This window comes from Micromonospora sp. NPDC049049 (assembly GCF_040649115.1).
Lineage (GTDB): Bacteria > Actinomycetota > Actinomycetes > Mycobacteriales > Micromonosporaceae > Micromonospora.
The window spans coordinates 1-15862 of the sequence record NZ_JBEZEX010000023.1; the positions used below are offsets into that span (position 1 = coordinate 1).

At 71.9% G+C, this 15862-nt stretch carries 16 protein-coding genes; 8 read left to right on the forward strand and 8 right to left on the reverse strand.

Annotation, left to right across the window (positions count from 1 at the left end):
- From AB0B68_RS22310 to AB0B68_RS22335, 6 genes are all read right to left on the reverse strand, one after another.
- On the reverse strand, positions 1–215 hold a 215-nt coding region (locus tag AB0B68_RS22310; protein ID WP_357262334.1), incomplete at its 3' end, for a hypothetical protein.
- A 145-nt stretch (positions 216–360) separates the two neighbouring features.
- Entirely contained in the window at positions 361–1158 is a 798-nt protein-coding gene (locus AB0B68_RS22315; protein ID WP_357195932.1) for a PrsW family intramembrane metalloprotease, read from the reverse strand.
- A gap of 178 nt (positions 1159–1336) precedes the next feature.
- Positions 1337–3178, reverse strand: coding sequence for a hypothetical protein (locus AB0B68_RS22320; RefSeq protein ID WP_357262337.1), 1842 nt, complete (start codon positions 3176–3178; stop codon positions 1337–1339).
- Positions 3175–3939 carry an ABC transporter ATP-binding protein gene (locus tag AB0B68_RS22325; protein ID WP_355006552.1) on the reverse strand — a complete coding sequence of 255 codons (765 nt, stop codon included), beginning with the start codon at positions 3937–3939 and terminating at the stop codon, positions 3175–3177. Before AB0B68_RS22325 ends, AB0B68_RS22320 begins: the two co-directional genes overlap by 4 nt.
- Positions 3940–4009: 70 nt before the next feature.
- Positions 4010–4429: an ASCH domain-containing protein gene (locus AB0B68_RS22330; RefSeq protein ID WP_357262340.1), complete on the reverse strand. Its 420-nt coding sequence runs from the start codon at positions 4427–4429 to the stop codon at positions 4010–4012.
- Positions 4430–4594: 165 nt separating this feature from the next.
- Positions 4595–5668, reverse strand: a complete 1074-nt coding sequence (locus tag AB0B68_RS22335; protein WP_357262343.1) for an XdhC family protein — start codon at positions 5666–5668, stop codon at positions 4595–4597.
- Positions 5669–5786: 118 nt separating this feature from the next.
- Here AB0B68_RS22335 and AB0B68_RS22340 point away from each other — a divergent pair, with 118 nt between their 5' ends.
- The 8 genes from AB0B68_RS22340 to AB0B68_RS22375 are packed head-to-tail and all read left to right on the forward strand — an operon-like array spanning position 5787 to position 14062.
- Complete coding sequence (locus AB0B68_RS22340; protein WP_357262346.1) at positions 5787–6659, forward strand: xanthine dehydrogenase family protein subunit M; 873 nt, start codon at positions 5787–5789, stop codon at positions 6657–6659.
- A 2-nt stretch (positions 6660–6661) separates the two neighbouring features.
- Entirely contained in the window at positions 6662–7210 is a 549-nt protein-coding gene (locus AB0B68_RS22345) for a (2Fe-2S)-binding protein (protein ID WP_357195947.1), read from the forward strand.
- Complete coding sequence (locus tag AB0B68_RS22350; RefSeq protein ID WP_355006546.1) at positions 7207–9597, forward strand: aerobic carbon-monoxide dehydrogenase large subunit; 2391 nt, start codon at positions 7207–7209, stop codon at positions 9595–9597. Before AB0B68_RS22345 ends, AB0B68_RS22350 begins: the two co-directional genes overlap by 4 nt.
- 10 nt (positions 9598–9607) lie before the next feature.
- On the forward strand, positions 9608–10474 hold the full coding sequence (locus tag AB0B68_RS22355; RefSeq protein WP_357195952.1) for an XdhC family protein: 867 nt from the start codon (positions 9608–9610) through the stop codon (positions 10472–10474).
- Positions 10475–10477: 3 nt separating this feature from the next.
- Positions 10478–11053: a nucleotidyltransferase family protein gene (locus tag AB0B68_RS22360; protein WP_357195955.1), complete on the forward strand. Its 576-nt coding sequence runs from the start codon at positions 10478–10480 to the stop codon at positions 11051–11053.
- Complete coding sequence (locus AB0B68_RS22365; protein WP_357195958.1) at positions 11050–11919, forward strand: MoxR family ATPase; 870 nt, start codon at positions 11050–11052, stop codon at positions 11917–11919. The genes AB0B68_RS22360 and AB0B68_RS22365 overlap by 4 nt, the downstream gene beginning before the upstream one ends.
- Positions 11916–12827 (forward strand): SRPBCC domain-containing protein, encoded by a 912-nt coding sequence (locus AB0B68_RS22370; protein ID WP_357262349.1) that lies wholly within the window; start codon positions 11916–11918, stop codon positions 12825–12827. The genes AB0B68_RS22365 and AB0B68_RS22370 overlap by 4 nt, the downstream gene beginning before the upstream one ends.
- Positions 12824–14062: a VWA domain-containing protein gene (locus tag AB0B68_RS22375; protein ID WP_357262352.1), complete on the forward strand. Its 1239-nt coding sequence runs from the start codon at positions 12824–12826 to the stop codon at positions 14060–14062. The genes AB0B68_RS22370 and AB0B68_RS22375 overlap by 4 nt, the downstream gene beginning before the upstream one ends.
- On the opposite strand, the gene AB0B68_RS22380 is transcribed toward AB0B68_RS22375, so the two are convergent.
- Positions 13987–14943, reverse strand: coding sequence for a LysR family transcriptional regulator (locus AB0B68_RS22380; RefSeq protein WP_355006540.1), 957 nt, complete (start codon positions 14941–14943; stop codon positions 13987–13989). The two genes, AB0B68_RS22375 and AB0B68_RS22380, sit on opposite strands and share 76 nt — an antisense overlap.
- 91 nt (positions 14944–15034) lie before the next feature.
- A complete protein-coding gene (locus AB0B68_RS22385) occupies positions 15035–15832 on the reverse strand; it encodes an FkbM family methyltransferase (protein WP_357262355.1) in 798 nt (265 codons plus the stop codon).
- Positions 15833–15862 lie beyond the last annotated feature (30 nt).

Below are 15862 nucleotides of genomic sequence, written 5' to 3' on the forward strand. Positions count from 1 at the left end.
ATCTGGCTGACCCGCCCGTCCTTGACGAACACCCGCTGACCACACCCCACAGCGCAGTACGGGCAGACAGACCGGGCCATCGAATCGGCGTCATCCGTGCGGGCGGTCAGCGCGCGGGACCCGTCGGACTTCGCCGCGGCACCCCGGCCCAGCGGGTCCGTGCCGGCGAGCTGGCGATAGACCGGCCAGCCCTCGAACCAGCTGCGCACCCCCATCGCCGCACCTTCCCGACCAATCCCGCCAAATATGAACACTCTGACGTTAGTTGAGGTGCCGGCCCGGCCGCAGCGAGATCACCAACAGACATGCCTCCCCCAGCCCTTCGGTACGGGCCGGGAGAGGCATGGGGTACGGCGTTGGTCAGTGCGGCTGTAGCTGGCCGACGTGTTGATCGCTGAAGGTCCGGTAGCGGCGCAGCTCCCAGAACAACCAGCCGATGCTGATGATCGCCAACACGACGAAGACCAGCGAACCGGAGAACGTGTCCCAGAGGGTGTGCAGGACGACGACACCCAGGAACGTGCCGATGAACCCGAAGAGCCGGGCGACGCTCGGGCTCGCCAGCAACGCCCAGAGCGCGCCTGCGGTCAGCCCGGTCCAGGCGGTGTGACCGGCGGGCGCCGTCAGACCCCGGATGAAGAGCGTCTGCTCCACCGCGCCGATGTTGCCCTGCGAACTCAGCAGCGCGCTGAACGCGTAGCCCATCGTCTCCAGCGCGGCGAACCCCATGCCGGCGGCGATGCCGATGATCAGCCCGTCGGAGGGCACTCGGCGACGACGCTGGGCCACCACCGTGAACAGCAGCACCACCGGGACGATCAGCTTCGCCGACTCCTCGATCAACGCGACGAACAGCATCGGCAGGGTGCCGAGGCCGCGCAGGGTGTCGTACTCCAGGGTGCCGGCGACCACAGTGCCGATCACACCGCCGAAGAACGCCGACGTCACCAACACCGAAGCCGGCACCTGCCAGCGCCCGGTCCGGGCCTGCGCGAACGTCAGGAACGTCAACGGCACCAACGTCGCCCCGAGCAGGATCAACGCCGGTACGAAGTTCGGATTCTTGGTGCTGACCAGGGTCCGCAGCACCGCCAGATAAAGGATCAGCCCGATGACGAGCACCCCGACCCACGCCCACCGGCGCCAACGATCACCCATACCGCGCAGTCTGGCGGACCAAGGTTACGAAGACCAGCTCCGGCCCCGAGATCCTGACGACTCCCCAGCGGCGGCGAAGTCCGCTGTTCAGGGGCGGCGATGCGCGCGAGTGATCGTTACGACGGCATACCCCTGGCCCCTCTGGCGATGCTGTAGCGCGCCGCTGTAGAGCTGTGGATCAGGGGCTGCCCGGTTGCGGTCGGCGATCCCACAGCACCAGGCCGGTGAGCAGCATCGCGACGCCCAGACCGACCATCGCCAACCCGACCGCCGTGTGCGCGCTGCCGCTCAGGTGACCGGCCACGATCCACCCGCTGTCGATTCCGAACGCCAGCGGCATCAGCCCCTGCGGGATCACCGGGATCCACCCGACCGTCAGCAACCCCAGCGCCCACGCTGTCGACGTGTTCTCCCGATACCACTGCACGTCCCAGGTCAGCGGGAGCGCCGCCTCCGGGGGCCGGCTCCGCTGACCTGCCGCGGCGAGCACCGTCGTGCCGCGCTGGGCGAGCCGCTCGTCGGCCAACCACAAGCCACCCCACCAGGTCGCCACGCCGGACAGCAGCCCGACCACCGGTAGCAGCGGTGCCGCCTCCGGCGGACCCCAGATCATCAGGGCGAGCACCGGCGCGGCGGCGAGCAGCCCGGCAGCGGTGGCGACCAGCACGCTGACGATGTCGGTCGGGTTGTCAGCCGCAGTGGGGTGCCGCGGGTCGGCCACCGGGCGTACGCGCAGCAGCGACACCCACACCGGCACCGACGCGCCCGCGCCGAGCAGGGCCGGCAGGGTGGAGAGCGCGGCCAGCGGGTCGACGTCGGGGGCGAGGATGATGCCGACGACGGTGAGCAGCACGCCGATCGGAGTGACCAGCACCAGCCAGGCCAGGGCACGTCCCCGGACCTCGGCCCGTTCACCGCCCGGTGTGGTGAACGGCAGCCACAACGCGGTGCCGTCCAGCCCGACCAGCCCGGCCGACATCGCCGCCGCGCCGAGCACGGCGAGCGTTCCGGCCCACGGCAACAGCAGGTCCACGTCCGACAGCAGCGGCAGCCCGGCGAGCAACGCCCCGTACACCACAGCGAACGCCAGATACTGCAACCGCAGCGGGTGCCGCATCCAGGACCGCAACTCGCGGCCGACGACCGCCCGCGTCGCGGCCGGCACCCACCCCGACCACTCCCGCTCTGCCGTGGCCGGTGACGCCGCCGTGGTCCGGCGCGGCCGGAACGGCACGCCGGTGGCGATCACCCTTCGGACGAGCATGATGTACGCGGCGGCGCAGAGCGCGACGATGCCCATCAGGGCCGCCATCAGGCGCACCCCTTGCCCGGTTGGTCCGGTCACGGCGGTGACCGGCCAGCCGCTCGGCACGTACGCCATGGCCCTGACCACGTTCTGCGGCGCTGCCACGAGCAGTACCGACACCCATGGGAAGACGGCCCAGAGCGACCCGGCGACACCCATCGCCGTACCGGTGAAGACGCCGGTGAGCAGCGCCCCGGCGGGACCACCGGCGTGGCCGACGACCTCCAGCGCGATGGCCGAGCCGATCAGCCCGAGCAGCCAGAGCAGCACAGCGCCGACGGCGGTGACGAGGACCGCGACGGTGCCGTACCGGGCGGCGTGCACCGGCAGCGCGGCGAGTGCGATCAGCGAGACGGCCGGGCCGACCCCGATCGCCGACGCGGCGAGCAGGCCGATCGCGGCCGGGACACCGCCGATCGGCTCCAACCGCAGGTGGGCCGGGCGGACCCGGCCACGCCCGCCGCCGAGCAGCAGCGGCAGGACGATCCAGCCGAGAACCCACGCCCCGGCGAGCAGGCCGAGAGTGTGCTGGTCACCGTTGAGCGCGTACCGGATCAACCAGGCGGCGGCGAGCAGACCGACCAGGCCGGCCACCGCGGGGCCAGGGTGTTCGCGCAGCGAGCGACGGAACATCGTCGCGCGCATCCGGGCCGGTACCGTGATCGCGCCGAGGGTGCCGCCCCGCCCTGCGGGGACGGTGGATTGCGCGCTCATCGTGCCCCGGTCAGCCAGTCCAGACCGGCGCTGCCGGAGGCTTCGGCGCCGACCAACTCGACGAACCGGTCCTCCAGGCTGCTGCCGGCGGCGACCTCAGCGACCGACCCGGCGGCGACCACCCGGCCCTGGTGGATCACGGTGACCTCGTCGCACATCTGCTCGACGAGCAGCATCGAGTGGGTGGACAGCACGCAGGTGCCGCCACCGGCCACGAACCGGCGCAGCACCCGGCGAATGGTGGCCGCGGAGACCGGGTCGACCGCCTCGAACGGTTCGTCGAGCACGAGCAGTCGCGGCGCGTGCAGCAGCGCCTGGGCGAGGCCGAGCTTCTTGCGGGTGCCGGTTGAGCAGTCGGCCAACGGGGTGCCGGCGCCCTTGACCAGGCCGAGCACGTCGATCAGTTCGGCTGCCCGCTCGGCGGCCTCCGCCCGGGGCAGCCCTCGCAGCCCGGCGCTGTAGCGCAGCAGTTCGGCGCCGGTGAGGCGCTCCGGGAAGTCGAGGCCGTCGGGCAGCACGCCGGTCAGCGCGCGGGTCAGGCCGCGCTCGCGCAGCGCGTCGTGGCCGAGGATCCGGATCTCCCCGGAGTCCGGGGTGACCAGGCCGACGGCCATTCCGATGGTGGTGGACTTGCCGGCGCCGTTGGGCCCGACGATGCCGTGGAAGGTGCCGGAACGCACGGTCAGATCGATGCCGTCCACCGCGCGATGCGCCGCGAAGGTCTTGACCAGGCCACGGATCTCGAGTGCCGGGGGGATCACGCGCCGAGCATAGGTGACCGTCGACGATCGCGCCGTCCGCTGATCAACAGTGCACAGTGGGCGTTGCAGGTCAGGCGATGTGCACCAGCCGGAAGCGCTCGGTCACCACCAGGGTGTCGTCGTCCACCGTGAAGTCGGGTTCGCCCAACTCGGCGCGTACCTCGGCGCTGTGCCAGAACGTCTCGTGCCCCGCACGCCACTGCGCCACCGACTCGTCGCCCTCCCCCTCGGCCAGGGCGTGTGGCAGGTCGACGTCGGCGAGCCGGACCACCCGTACGTCGGTCAGCTCGATGGCCGCGACCCGGCGGCCGGCGGAGTCCACCACGGCCGACAGTTGACCCACCTCGGGCAGTGGCTCGTTCGCACACTCGTACCCGATCAGCAGGCCCGTCGTCGAGGTCTTGGCCCCGGACAGGATCGCGCCCACGAGCTTGTCCCGCAGTGGCCCCGGAAACGCGAACTCGGCAAGCGGAAGATCATCGAGGTCCATCCGCGGAGCGTACGCGACCCGACGCGCCGGGCCGGACCGTCAACCTGCCCTGCCTCGACGATCATGCAGTTGTGGTGGGTGCCAAAGTAGCTTCTACAGGGCGAAGTTCGGCACCACAACTCCATGATCGACGGGACCGGACCGCGCCGACGAGGCGGCCCTCGGTCAGGTGTGGTGGATCGGGGTCGCCAGGTCGCTGAGCGGGCGTCCCGTGCCGCCCCAGGTCTGGGCCGTGATCTCGGCGGCGATCGCCACGGCCGTCTCCTCTGGTGTCCGCGCGCCCAGGTCCAGCCCGATCGGTGAGCGGAGTCGGGCCAGCGCGCTCTCCGGGACACCCGCCTCGCGCAACCGGCGTATCCGATCGTCGTGGGCACGTCGGCTGCCCATCGCGCCGATGTAACGGGCCGGTGTGGCGAAGGCGACCTGGAGCAGCGGCACGTCGAACTTGGGGTCGTGGGTCAGCACGCAGAGCACCGTGCGGTCGTCGACGGTCGTCGACTCCAGGTACGCGTGCGGCCAGCGGACGACGAGGTCGTCGACGTCCGGGAAGCGCGCACGGGTGGCGAACACCGGGCGGGCGTCGCAGACCGTCACGTGGTAGCCGAGGAACTTGCCGATCCGGGCCATCGCGGCGGCGAAGTCGATCGCGCCGAAGATGATCATCCGGGGTGGCGGCACGTACGACTGGACGAACACGGCCACCTCGTCGCCGCGCTGCTGCCCCTGTTGGCCCAGGTGGATCGTGCCGGTCACGCCGAGCGCGAGCATCCCGGTCGCCTGCCGGGCCGCCGCGTCGTCCAGATCGGGTGCGCCGAGGCTGCCCGCGACCCGATCCGGCCAGATCACCAGCTGGCCGTTCTCGACCGATGCGGTGGCGACCGGACGGCCGTCGCGGATCGCGGCGAGGACCTCGTCGAACTCGGCCATCGCCACGCTCGGTTGCACCAGGACCTGGATGGTGCCGCCGCAGGTCAGCCCGACGTCCAACGCGTCGTCGTCGCTGACGCCGAAGGTCTGGGTGTGCGCCGTGCCGGTCTGGATCGCGGCCCGGCAGAGTTCGTAGACGGCACCCTCGACGCAGCCGCCCGAGATGCTGCCCACCACGTCGCCGTTCGCCGAGACGGCCATCGCCGCGCCAGGTTGCCGGGGCGCGGACTGCCAGGTCCGCGCGACGGTCGCGACGGCGAACGCGACGCCCTCCGCACGCCAGCCGGCCAGCCCGTCGACGATGTCCCGCATGGCCGCACGATCCGCGAGCCCCGGCGGCACCGTCAACGGTGACCTAAGCAACTGCTTAGGTCACCGTTGACTTTGACCCCCGCCGGGCAGAGATTCTGCCGGACTACGGAGGTGCGACATGCAGGTGCCGGCACCGTTCGAGTACGAGCGAGCCACCAGTGTGGACCATGCGATCAGCCTGCTGGAGCGGTTGGGCGGGACGGCCCGCCTGATCGCCGGCGGGCACAGCCTGTTGCCGATGATGAAGCTCCGGCTGGCCAACTTCGACTATCTGATCGACATCAACGACCTGCACGGCGAGTTGGGCTACGTCGAGGCGGGCCCCGACGAGGTCCGCATCGGTGCGCTGACCCGGCATCGGGAGCTCCTCGAATCCCCCGTGCTGGCGACGGCGTTCCCGATCTTCGCCGACGCCGAACGGGTGATCGCCGACCCGGTGGTGCGCAACCGGGGCACGCTGGGCGGCTCGCTGTGCCAGGCCGACCCGTCCGAGGACCTGTCGGCGGTCTGCACGACGCTGGACGCGCGGTGCGTGATCCGTGGCCCGGGCGGCACGGAGCGGGTCGTGTCGATGGAGGAGTTCCACGTCGGGCCGTACGAGACGGCCGTCGCCGATGACGAGATCCTGGTCGAGATCCGGCTACCGGTACGGCCCGGCTGTGGCAGCGCGTACGCCAAGGTCGAGCGCCGGGCCGGCGACTGGGCCGTGGTGTCGGCCGGCGCGGCGGTGTGGCTCGACGGCGGCGCGATCGTCGACGCCCGGGTCGGGCTCGCGGCGGTCGGCCCCAACACCACCGGCATCCCGGCGATCTCGGCGTCGCTGCGCGGGCAGGAACCCTCGGAGAGCCTCTACGAGCAGGCCGGGGCGATCGCCGCGGACAGTTGCGACCCGGTGACCGACCAGCGCGGCAGCGCGGACTACAAGCGGCATCTGGCCGCCGAGCTGACCCGGCGGACCCTGCGCCGGGCCGTCGAACGGGCGAGGAGCTGAGCATGCAGGTCACCATGACCGTCAACGACGTCGAGGTCACCCGGGAGATCGAGGGCCGACTGCTGCTGGTGCACTTCCTGCGCGACGTGCTGGGTCTGACCGGCACGCACTGGGGCTGCGACACCAGCAACTGCGGCACCTGCGTGGTCTGGCTCGACGGCGAGCCGGTGAAGTCGTGCACGGTGCTCGCGGCGATGGCCGGCGGCCACCAGGTGCGTACCGTCGAGGGCCTCGCCAAGGGCGCCGAGCTGGACCCGATCCAGCAGGGGTTCATGCAGTGCCACGGTCTGCAGTGCGGTTTCTGCACCCCGGGGATGATGATGACCGCGCGGGCGCTGCTCGACCGCAACCCCGACCCGAGCGAGACGGAGATCCGGGAGGCGATCTCGGGTCAGATCTGTCGGTGCACCGGTTACGCCACCATCGTGCGCTCGGTCCGCTGGGCCGCCGTGGCCGAGGCGCAGGCCGCGGCCCAGGTCACCGAGACCACCGAATCGACCGAGGCTGGCGAGATCGACAACGCCGGCCAGCCCGCGGAGGCCGTCGCATGACCACTGTGCACGAGCGCGTGGACACGTTCCACGACAACGACCAGAAGCCCGTCGGGTACGGCCGGATGCTGCGCAAGGAGGACCCGCGCTTCCTGCGTGGTCGTGGTCGGTACGTCGACGACGTCCAACTGCCCGGCATGCTGCACCTCGCGATCCTCCGGTCGCCGGTGGCGCACGCCCGGATCGTCAGCATCGACACCAGTGCCGCCGAGGCGTCGCCCGGGGTGCGGGCGGTGGTGACCGGTGCGATGCTGGCGCAGCAGAACCTGGCCTGGATGCCGACGCTCTCCAACGACGTGCAGGCCGTGCTCGCCACCGACAAGGTGCGGTTCCAGGGCCAGGAGGTGGCGTTCGTCGTCGCCGACGACCGCTACGCGGCACGTGACGCACTGGAGCTGATCGACGTCGAGTACGACGTCCTCGACCCGGTGATCGATGCGCGCCGGGCGTTGGAGTCGGACGCACCGCTGATCCGCGACGATCTGGACGGCAAGACGAACAACCACTGCTTCGACTGGGAGACCGGCGACGAGGCGGCCACTGAGGCGGTCTTCGCCCGCGCGGACGTCGTGGTCAGCCAGGATCTCGTCTACCCCCGGGTGCACCCGGCGCCGATGGAGACGTGTGGGGCGGTCGCCGACTACGACGCGGTCGACGGCAAACTGCGACTCTGGTCGACCACCCAGGCCCCGCACGCGCACCGCACCCTCTACGCCATCGTGGCGGGCCTGCCCGAGCACAAGATCCAGGTGATCTCGCCGGACATCGGCGGCGGGTTCGGCAACAAGGTGCCGATCTACCCCGGGTACGTCTGCGCGATCGTCGCCTCGATCGTGACCGGCAAGCCGGTGAAGTGGATGGAGGACCGCTCGGAGAACCTGATCAGCACCGGTTTCGCCCGCGACTACATCATGCGCGGGGAGATCGCCGCTACCCGCGACGGCCGGATCCTCGGCATCCGCACCAACGTGCTGGCCGACCACGGCGCGTTCAACGGCACCGCCGCCCCGGTGAAGTACCCGGCGGGTTTCTTCGGGGTCTTCACCGGCAGCTACGACATCGAGGCCGCGTACTGCAAGATGACGGCGGTCTACACCAACAAGGCACCCGGTGGCGTCGCGTACGCCTGCTCGTTCCGCATCACCGAGGCGGTCTACCTGGTCGAGCGGATCGTCGACTGCCTCGCCGACGAACTCGGCATGGACCCGGCCGAGCTGCGGTTGAAGAACTTCATCCAGCCGGAGCAGTTCCCGTACACGACGAAGACCGGCTGGGTGTACGACTCGGGCAACTACGAGCCGACGATGCGGCTGGCGATGGAGATGGCCGGCTACGACGAGCTGCGCCGCGAGCAGGCCGAGAAACGGGCCCGGGGCGAGCTGATGGGCATCGGCATCGCGTTCTTCACCGAGGCCGTCGGCGCCGGGCCGCGCAAGGACATGGACATCCTCGGGCTGGGCATGGCCGACGGTTGCGAGCTGCGCGTCCACCCGACCGGGAAGGCAGTGGTACGCCTCAGCGTGCAGTCGCAGGGTCAGGGCCACGAGACGACGTTCGCGCAGATCGTCGCCGAGGAGATCGGGATCCCACCGGCGGACATCGAGGTGCTGCACGGCGACACCGACAACACGCCGTTCGGCCTCGGCACGTACGGCAGCCGTTCGACGCCCGTCTCGGGCGCGGCGGCGGCTCTGGTGGCCCGGAAGGTTCGCGACAAGGCCCGGATCATCGCCTCGGGGATGCTCGAGGTGTCGGTCGCCGACCTGGAGTGGGAGAAGGGCGCGTTCCACGTCGCCGGTGACCCGGGCAGGTCCGTCACGATCCAGGACATCGCCCTGCGCGCACACGGTGCGGGCGACCTGCCCGAGGGCATCGAGGGTGGCCTGGAGGCGCAGATCTGCTACAACCCGTCGAACCTGACCTATCCGCACGGCGCGTACATCTGCGTGGTCGACATCGACCCCGGCACCGCGCAGGTGAAGGTCCGACGGTTCATCGCGGTCGACGACTGCGGCACCCGGATCAACCCGATGATCATCGAGGGGCAGGTGCACGGCGGCCTGACCGACGGGGTCGGCATGGCGCTGATGGAGATGATCGCGTTCGACGAGGACGGCAACTGCCTCGGCGCGTCCCTGATGGACTACCTGATCCCGACGTCCCTCGAAGTGCCCGACTGGGAGACCGGGTTCACCGTCACGCCGTCGCCGCACCACCCGATCGGCGCGAAGGGCGTGGGCGAGTCCGCCACCGTGGGGTCGCCGCCCGCGATCGTCAACGCGGTCATCGACGCCCTGAAGCCCTTCGGCGTCCGCCACGCCGATATGCCGCTGACGCCGTCGCGGGTCTGGGATGCGATGCGCGGCCAGGCCCGGCCGCCGATCTGAGGAGCCGAGGATGACCACCATCGCCGAACGCGCCCGGGAGCTGACCGACACCCGGGAGCCGTTCGTCCACGCCACAGTGGTCCGCGCGCAGGATCCGACGTCGGCCCGACCGGGCGACGACGCGGTGATCCGGTCCGACGGCTCGATCGAGGGCTTCGTGGGCGGGGTGTGCGCGGAGAGTTCGGTGCGGGCGGCAGCCCTCGACGCTCTGCGCGACGGCACCGCCCTGCTGCTGCGGGTGCTGCCGGAAGGCGCGACCCCGTTCCCGGAGACGCCGGGGGCGCGGGTGGTGGTGAACCCGTGCCACTCCGGTGGGGCGATCGAGGTCTTCCTCCGGCCGATGCTGCCGGCGCCGGCGCTGCGCGTGGTCGGTGACACCCCGATCAGCGCCGCCGTGAAGACCCTGGCCGCGTTCCTCGACTTCGACGTCGTCATCGCCGACGACAGCACGGGCTGCACCGCCGTGGTGGTGGCCGGGTTGGGCAAGGGCGAGCCGGAGGCGATCCGGGCCGCGCTCGACGCCGGCGTCGGGTTCATCGCGGTCGTCGCCAGTGGCAGACGCGGCGTGGCCCTGCTCGACGAGCTGGGCCTCACCGACGCGGAACGTGCCCGCGTCCACACCCCGGCCGGGCTGGAGATCGGCGCGCGTACGCCGGCGGAGATCGCCCTGGCGATCATGGGTGAGGTGGTCCGGGCCATCCGGGTGGACGGGTTGGCCCCGGCCTCCGGCGCGCCGGCCGCCCGACCGCAGCAGGCCGTCGACCCGGTGTGTGGGATGACGGTGCTGGTCGGGGCAGAGACGCCGCACACGCGCGTCGACGGGCAGGACTTCTGGTTCTGCTGCGCCGGTTGCCTCGCGACTTTCACGGCGGCGTGACAGGTGTTCCTGACCGGCGTGGTGCTCGCCGCTGGAGCGTCGGTGCGGCTCGGCGAGGCCAAGCAACTGCTCCCGTACCGGGGGCGGACGCTGCTCGACGCCACCCTCGACCTGGCCCGCGCGTGCGGCTTCGACCAGTTGCTCGTCACAGTGGGCGGCGCGGCGGGCGACATCCGCGACCGGGTGGACCTGACCGGCTGCCAGGTCGTGCAGAACCCTGCGTTCAGCACCGGCTGCGGGTCGTCGGTGCGCACCGCCGCGCGTGCGGTGGACCCGCGCGCCGACGCCCTCGTGCTGCTCCTCGGTGACCAGCCCGGCGTCCGCGTCGCGGACGTCCGCGGGGTCGCCGCGGTGGACACCCCGCTGGCCGTGTGCCGGTACGCGGACGGCCTGGGCCATCCCTTCCGCTTCGGCCGTGAAGTCCTGCCCGAGCTGTACGACCTGCACGGCGACAAGGCCGTCTGGAAGCTCCTGCACTCCGGGCGTCACCCGGTGACCGAGGTGACAGTCGACGGGCCGGTGCCGATCGACGTGGACACCCGGGCCGACTACGAGCGCCTGCTGGCGGGCGAGGCATGAAGGACGCCCAGGCCGTCCGGCACCGCCTCGACGCCGTCGACTACCTGGTCGACGACGGCATGGCGATGGCCCTGTTCCTGGCCTTGCGCCTCGGTCGGCCGCTGCTGCTGGAGGGCGAGCCGGGGGTCGGCAAGACCACCGCCGCGAAGGCGTTGGCCCTCGCGTTGGAGACACCGCTGATCCGGTTGCAGTGCTACGAGGGGCTCACCGCCGGCGAGGCGCTCTACGAGTGGAACTACCAGCGGCAACTGTTGGCGATCCGGCTCGCCGAGGCGCACCACACCCGGCTCACCGACGCGGACCTGTTCAGCGCCGAGTACCTTCAGGAACGGCCGATCCTGCGGGCTGTACGCCACAGTGGGCCGGTCCCGCCGGTGCTGCTGATCGACGAGATCGACCGGGCCGACGACGAGTTCGAGGCGCTGCTGTTCGAGTTCCTCGGCGAGGCCGGCATCACGATCCCCGAACTCGGCACCTTCACCGCCCGCACGCCACCGGTCGTGGTGCTCACCTCCAACCGCAGCCGGGAGTTGCACGACGCGCTGCGCCGCCGCTGCCTCTACCACTGGATCGAGTACCCCGAACCGGCCCGCGCCGTGGAGATCGTCCGCCGGGCCGTACCGGGCGCGGCCGGGCCGCTGATCCAGACGGCAGTGCAGTTCGTCGGCGGCGTACGCCACCGGGAGTTGGAGAAGGCGCCCGGCCTGGCGGAGACCATCGACTGGGTGGGCGCGCTGTCCGTGCTGGCCGTCACCGACCTGGCCGCCGACGGTGTCGCGCAGACCATCGGCACCATCGCCAAGACCCCCGACGACCGCGCCGTGGTCGCCGCCGCACTCGGCGCCTACCAGGAGAGTCCACCATGAAGATCACCAACGAGTTCGCGGTCACCGTTCCGATCGACCGGGCCTGGGCGGTGCTCACCGACCTGGAAGGGCTCGCGCCGTGCCTGCCGGGCGCCCAGCTGACCGACGTCGACGGCGACATCTACCAGGGCCGGGTGCGGGTCAAGGTCGGACCGGTCGTCTCGGAGTTCGCGGGCACCGCCCGCTTCGTCGAGAAGGACGACGCCGCCTACCGCGGGGTGATCGACGCGAAGGGCCGTGACGCCCGCTCGACCGGCACCGCATCCGCTCTGGTCACCGCCCATTTGCGGCCGGACGGCGACCGGACGCTGGTCAGTGTGGACACCGACCTGAAGATCTCCGGCAAGCTGGCCCAGTTCGGCAGCGGCATGATCAAGGAGGTGTCGGGCAAGCTGCTGGCCCAGTTCGTAGCGAACCTGGAGGCCAAGCTCGCCGCCGAACCGCCGGCCCCGCATCCGCACGCCCAACCCGTGGCGGACACGCCCGCCGCGCCGCCCGTGCCCACCCCGGCGGCGTCCGAGTCAACCCCGGCGGCGTCCACCGCGCCGATCGAGCCGACTCCGGCCGCGTCCGCCACGGCGGTCGCCACCACGCCCAGCACCGCCGCCGTGGCACCCTCACCCGTCGAGCCGTCACCGGTCGCGCCGTCACCCGCCGGCTCGTCGCCGTTCTCGTCACGGCCAGGTCCGCCGCCGCCGGACGCGTCGTCGCCGGTCGCGCCGTCGGGAATCGCGTCGTCGGCCGTCGGGCCGTCGGGTGATGCCGTACGTGTCGCGCCAACCGCCGAGCCGGAGGCGCTCGACCTGCTCAGCATCGCCGGCGGGTCGGTCACCAAGCGCCTCGTACCGGTGGTCGTCGGTCTGGTCGCGGTCGGCGCGGTGATCGCCTGGCTGGTCGCGCGCCGGTGAGCCAGGGCGTGCTGCGCGGCGTCGACCGGGCCGCGTTCGCGGTGGCGCTCGCCAGCCGGCTGCGTCGGGCCGGGGTTCCGGCCGGGCTGACCGCCGTCGACGACTTCGTCCGTGCGCTCGCCGCCAGCCCGCCCGACTCGATGTCGTCGCTCTACTGGACCGCTCGGATCAGCCTGGTGCGACGGCACACCGACGTGCCCACGTTCGACCGGGTCTTCGCGGCGGTCTTCGCGGACCCACCACCGTTGCCCCGACCGCAGCGGTCCGCGCCCCCGGCCGACAGTTCCGACGACGTGTACGTCCGGGTGCCGGCCGACACCGACGACGCGGGGCCGGGCGGCGGCCTGCCCTGGGCGACACTGCCGCCGGTGGTCGCCGAGACCCCCGAACACGACACCCCGCTGCGACTACCCGAGCGGCGCCCGAGCGCCCACACCGGGCTCGCCGACCGTCCGTTCGACGAACTCGACGCCGCTCAGGTCACGCAACTCGGCGACGCCCTGCGCGCGGCCGTCGCCGGCTGGCCGACACGACGCACCCGGCGGCACACCGTCGGCCCGGCCGGTGCCCGGATCGCGTTGCGGGCCACCATCGCCCGGTCCCGGCGTACCGGCTGGGAGCCGATAGAGGTCGTCCGCGCGCGCCCGGTACGGCGGCCACGCCGGGTCGTGCTGCTCTGTGACGTCAGCGAGTCGATGCGGGCGCAGGCCACCGCGTACCTGCATCTGATGCGGGCGTTCGCGGTAGTCGCCGACGCGGAGGTGTTCGCGTTCGCCACGACGCTGACCCGGCTCACAGTGGTGCTCCGGCACACCTCGGCGGCAGAGGCGGTCGCACAGGCCAGCGCCGCCGTGACCGACCGGTACGGGGGCACCCGGATCGCCACGAACCTGCGCGCCCTGCTCACCTCCCACCACGCGGAGGCCGTACGCGGGGCAGTGGTGGTGGTCGGGTCGGACGGGTGGGACAGCGATCCGCCCGCCGACCTGGCAGCGGTGATGGCCCGGCTGAGCCGCCGCGCGTACCGGATCCTCTGGTTGAATCCCCGAGCCGGCGCGCCCGGCTTCGCCCCTCGCGTCGGCGGGATGGCCGCCGCACTCCCCTACTGCGACCGGATGCTGCCGGCCGGCACCTTCCAGGACCTGCTTGTCGTCGCCCGTCAGCTCCAGAGCGTCACGTGCACCGACGGCCGGAAATGGCCGACGCTGACACCCGCGCCGCGCATCATCGCCTGAATCGCCCTCGGCGTCGACGAGAAGCGCGACAGCTCCTCGGCTGCCGACATCGAACCGGGGGTGGCGAGCACCTGGGCATGCCACACCGCCTCCATCGTCGCGTGCGGCCCCAGCACCTGCCCGAGCTGGCCCTGACGGATGTCCGGCGCGACGGTGAACGCGAGGGCCGGCGCCACCCCCCTGCCCCGCTTGGCCTCCCCCAGCGCGGCCGCGTGGCTCTGGAACAACTGCTGCCGCTCGTCCGGCACGGCGAGGCGGCGCAGCAGCGCCGGGACCGCGCCCCACTCGGTGGCGGCCGACGGCCCGAGCAGCCAGGTCTGCTCCCGCAGCTGCCCCGGTGACGCCGCCATGCCGGCCAGTGGATGCTCCGGACCGACGGCGATCACGAGCCGGTAGTTCATCACCGGCCGGCAGTCGATCGCGCTGTCGACGACCGATGGTTGCGGCCCGATCGCGATGTCCGCGGCGCGGGTCAACAGCAGCGACTCGAACGCCCCCGGGTTGCGCACGCTCAACTCGACGTCGAGGTCGGCGGCGCGCTTCGCGAAGAGTTCGATCAGGCCCGGCGCGGCGAACTCCGCGAACAGGCTCGACGCCGCGACCCGCAGCATCCGTCGGCCGCGCGTCGCGGCGCTGACCTCCAGGATGGTGCGGTCCTGCAGGCCCAGCAGTTCCGCCGCCCGACTGGCCAGCCGCAGCCCACCCGCTGTGAACGCGAGGCCCGCCGCCGTCCGGGCGAAGAGCTTGTCGCCGAACTCCTTGCGCAGTTGGGCGATGTGCAGCGACACCGCCGACTCGGAGACCTGAAGCTCCGCGGCGGCCTGTTTGACCGAGCCCAGCCGGACCACGGCGACGTACGCGCGCAGCTGTGTCGGGGTCATCGGCCCTCTTCCCCGCGATCGCGTGGCGCGGCTCGACGTCGAGACGAACGTCGATCATCCCGCGCTGGTCCGCGCCACCGCCAGCGCCCGATCAGTCGGTGGTGACCGCCTGGTTTCCGGACACGCAGTACACGTCGCCGGAGTTCGCGGCGTGCGGCAGGTCGTGCAGGTGCGTCGCCAGGTCGGTCGCGGACATCCACCGTTGGAAGGTCATCGACTTGTCGTCGCCCACCGCGACGTCGAAGCCGTCGAAACCCAGCGCGGTCAGGCGATCGAGACACCGGTCGGCGACCGCACGCGCGATGGTGGTGAACTCGAACGACAGCGCGGGCAGCGGGCGACTCAGGCCGGCCAGCACCTCGTCCTCGAAGCCCTCAACGTCGATCTTGGTGAAGGCCGGCACGCCGTACGTCTCGATCAGCGCGTCGACGGTGACCACCGCCACCTCGATGTCGGTGTCCCACACCTGGCCCTCCCACCCGCCCGCGCCCTCCGCCGCGAGGACGAAATCCGGTGAGGCGGTGGACACTGTGGGGTTGGCGGAGTTGACGTGCAACCGGGTACGCCCGGGGAGCGCGCCACACGCCGCGTCGACCACTGTCACCCGGTCGTCGTCGGCGTAGATCGCCCGCAGGGCGCGCAGACACAACGGCTGCGGTTCCACAGCGACGACCCGGGCACCGAGGCGACGGAAGCTGGCGATGTGATCGCCCACGTGGGAGCCGATGTCGAAGACGAGGTCCCCGCCGTTGACGAAACGGGAGTAGAAGGCGTCCATCCTCGCGTCCCGCTCGGGATCGCCGTAGTAGACGTCCAGCGACCGGTGCAGCAGGGACAGGGCCGGGTCGCTCCGGAGGGCGGCGATCCTGGTGTCGGTGCTAGCCGTCATCTGTCTGGGTCCAGTCCGTGGGAGAGGTGG